This window comes from Falsiroseomonas sp. RANM36 (assembly GCF_056682175.1).
Genome location: NZ_JBWXTD010000003.1, coordinates 1646894 through 1649930 on the forward strand (window position 1 = coordinate 1646894; position 3037 = coordinate 1649930).

Annotated in this window: 5 protein-coding genes; 1 reads left to right on the plus strand and 4 read right to left on the minus strand. The window is 75.0% G+C overall.

From position 1 onward, the window contains the following. Positions 1-72 precede the first annotated feature (72 nt). Genes rsmD through AC1MIR_RS12840 form a run of 3 tightly spaced genes read right to left on the minus strand, consistent with a single transcriptional unit; the run spans position 73 to position 2196 of the window. Complete coding sequence (gene rsmD / locus AC1MIR_RS12830; protein ID WP_480028540.1) at positions 73-615, minus strand: 16S rRNA (guanine(966)-N(2))-methyltransferase RsmD; 543 nt, start codon at positions 613-615, stop codon at positions 73-75. Further along, the gene (locus tag AC1MIR_RS12835) at positions 581-1483 is read right to left on the minus strand and encodes a pseudouridine synthase (protein ID WP_480028541.1); all 903 of its coding nucleotides are present in this window, start codon (positions 1481-1483) and stop codon (positions 581-583) included. The genes rsmD and AC1MIR_RS12835 overlap by 35 nt, the downstream gene beginning before the upstream one ends. After that, a complete protein-coding gene (locus AC1MIR_RS12840; protein WP_480028542.1) occupies positions 1480-2196 on the minus strand; it encodes a gamma-glutamyl-gamma-aminobutyrate hydrolase family protein in 717 nt (238 codons plus the stop codon). Before AC1MIR_RS12840 ends, AC1MIR_RS12835 begins: the two co-directional genes overlap by 4 nt. A 54-nt stretch (positions 2197-2250) precedes the next feature. Between AC1MIR_RS12840 and AC1MIR_RS12845 the strand changes: the two genes are divergently transcribed. Then, entirely contained in the window at positions 2251-2688 is a 438-nt protein-coding gene (locus AC1MIR_RS12845) for a nucleoside deaminase (RefSeq protein WP_480028753.1), read from the plus strand. Here the strand turns inward: AC1MIR_RS12845 and AC1MIR_RS12850 are convergent. After that, positions 2685-3037: hypothetical protein (locus AC1MIR_RS12850; protein WP_480028543.1), on the minus strand; the 353-nt coding region annotated here is incomplete at its 5' end. The two genes, AC1MIR_RS12845 and AC1MIR_RS12850, sit on opposite strands and share 4 nt — an antisense overlap.

Consider the following 3037-nt stretch of genomic DNA (forward strand, 5'->3'; position numbering starts at 1 on the left):
CCCGCCTCCCCCGCGGGGCGTTTTGTTTGCGGGGGGGGGGCCCCGGGCGGGGCCCCCTCCATTGGCCGGGGGCTAAAACCCCCCCCGCGCCGCGCCATGCGCGCGCTCGGCCTCCGCCTCGAACCCCGCCACCTCCAGCGCCTCGCCCTTGCCGACCTCGGCCACCAGCAGCGCATCGGGCGAGATCCAGCCGGCGGCGCCGAGCGCCGCGATCGCGCGCGGCACCAGGTCCTTGCCATAGGGCGGGTCGAGGAAGACCAGCCCGCAGGGCGCATCCGCGCGCGGCGGCTTCGTCGCGTCGCCCGCGATCACGCGCGCATGCTCGGCTTCCTTGAGCGCGGCGATGTTGGCGCGCAGCGTGGCCAGCGCGGCGCGGTCCTGCTCGATGAACACCGCCTTCGCCGCGCCGCGGGAGAGCGCCTCCAGTCCCAGCGCGCCGGTGCCGCAGAAGGCGTCGAGGACGCGCGCGCCCTCGATCCGCTCCCGGCCCGCCCAGGGCGCGTGCCACAGCATGTCGAACAGCGCCTGGCGCACGCGGTCCGAGGTCGGGCGCGTCGCGGCGCCCGATGGCGCGACGAGACTACGACCGCGGTGACGGCCGGCGACGATTCGCATGCGGCCTGCGCGGTGCGGCGTTGCGGGCGCGCGGAATGCTGCGCGCGACGGCCGGGCGCGGCGCGGCGGGCGGCGCTTCCGGCGGCTCGGACGGCGCCTCCGCGGCCTGGCGGCGCACCGGCTTCTCGCCGATGCCGAGCTGGTCGCGCAGGATCCGCGGATGCACCTCCTCCACGCCCCCGCGCGGCAGCGCGCCGAGCTGGAAGGGGCCATAGGCCACGCGGATCAGCCGCGTCACCTGCAGGCCGAGATGCGCCATCACGCGCCGCACCTCGCGGTTCTTGCCTTCCTTGAGGCTGATGGTCAGCCACGCATTGGTGCCCTGGCGGGAATCCAGCCCGGCCTCGATCGGGCCATAGGCGACGCCGTCCACCGTCACGCCGCGCGCCAGCGCCGCCAGCGCGCGCTCCTCCACGCGGCCATGCACGCGCACGCGGTAGCGCCGCAGCCAGCCATTCGAAGGCAGCTCCAGCCGCCGCGCCAGCTCGCCGTCATTGGTCAGCAGCAGCAGCCCTTCCGAGGTGATGTCGAGACGCCCTATCGAGACCACGCGCGGCATCCCCGGCGGCAGCTTCTCGAATACCGTGGTGCGGCCCTGCGGGTCGCGATGCGTCGTCACCAGCCCATCGGGCTTGTGGTAGCGGAACAGCCGCGTGCGCTCCGGCGCCGCGACCGGCTTGCCCTCCACCGCGACCTTGTCGCCCGCCGCCACGAAGGTCGCCGGCGTCTCCACCACCTTGCCGTTGAGCTTCACCTTGCCCTCGGCGATCAGCTTCTCCGCGTCGCGGCGCGAGGCGATGCCGGCGCGCGCGAGGTACTTCGCGATGCGTTCGCCGCGCTTCTCGTCGTCCTCCGTCTCGTCGCTCATTCGCGCGCTGCCCGGATGAACGCTTCGAAGATCGCGGGATCGCGCGGATCCACGGCGTATTCGGGATGCCACTGCACGCCGAGGGCGAAGCGATAGGCGGGGTGCTCCACGCCCTCGATCACGCCATCCGGGGCGATCGCATTCACCACCGCGCCCTCGCCCGGCGTCGCCACCGCCTGGTGATGCGCGCTGTTCACGGCGAGCTTCGTCGCGCCGACGATCGTCGCAAGCCGCGTATCGTCCAGCACGCGCACGACATGCCCGGGCTCGGTGCGCGGGTTGGGCTGCTCATGCGCGAGCGCATTCTCCACCGCGTCGGGGATGTGCTGGATCAGCGTGCCGCCGAAGGCCACCGCCAGAAGCTGCTGCCCGCCGCAGATGCCGAGCACCGGCAGGTCGCGGCGCAGCGCCTCCTTCACCGCGGCCAGCTCGAAATCGGTGCGGCCGGGCTTGAGCGTGACCTTCGGATGCGGCGGGCCGCCGCCCCACAGTGCCGGGTCCACGTCGAAGGCCCCGCCGGTCACCAGCAGGCCGTCGAGCGTGTCGAGATACTCGGCCGCGAGCTCCGGGTGGTGCGGCAGCGCCACCGGCAGCCCGCCGGCGGCGATCACGGCGGAGAAATAATTCTGGCGCAGCGCATACCAGGGCAGCTTCGACCAGCCGCCGGCCGGTTCCGCATCCAGGGTCACGCCGATCACGGGGCGGGATGGCATGACCCGTTGCTAGACCTGCGGCCCGTGTCGCGGCAAGCATCCGGCATGTCGCCCATGGAAATCGCGCTGGAGGAAGCCCGCGCCGCCGCCGCCCGCGGCGAGGTGCCGGTCGGCGCCGTCGTCACCGATGCCGCCGGCGCGATCCTCGCCCGCGCCGGCAACGAAACGGAGGGCCGCCGCGACCCCTCCGCCCATGCCGAGATGCTGGCGCTGCGTGCCGCTGCCGCGGCCAAGGGCGACAAGGTCCTGCCCGAGGCGACGCTCTGGGTCACGCTCGAGCCCTGCGCCATGTGCGCCGCGGCGGCCAGCTTCTTCCGCGTGCGGCGCGTGGTGTTCGGCGCCTATGACCCCAAGGGCGGCGCGGTGGAGCACGGCCCGCGATTCTTCGCCCAGCCCACCTGCCACCATGCGCCGGAAGTGGTGGGCGGCGTGCGGGAGAGCGAGGCCGCCGCGCTGCTGCGCGATTTTTTCGGCGCCCTGCGCAGGGACTAGACCCGCGCCTCCACCACGCCGCCGAAGCGCGGGTCCCAGCGCCAGGGCGCCTTCGGCCCGACCGTGACGCCGCCCTGGAAGCGCGGCGCCGGCACGTGCCGCGCCTCGCCGCGCAGCACCGCCTCGCCCTGCGGCGTCAGGCGCCAGGCCGCGCCACGCTCCAGCAGACGCCGCGGCCCCTCGGCCAGGCGCGCGCGAAGGTCGAGGACGATCAGGTCCGTCACCTGGAACACCGGGTCCGCGCCCAGCATGGCGCGCAGCACCGCACCGTCCTCCGCGGCCCCGGCCGCGGCCCCCCGCCGCAGCCGCCCCGCCGGGCGGGGGCGCCCCGCCCGCCGGCCCGGGCGGG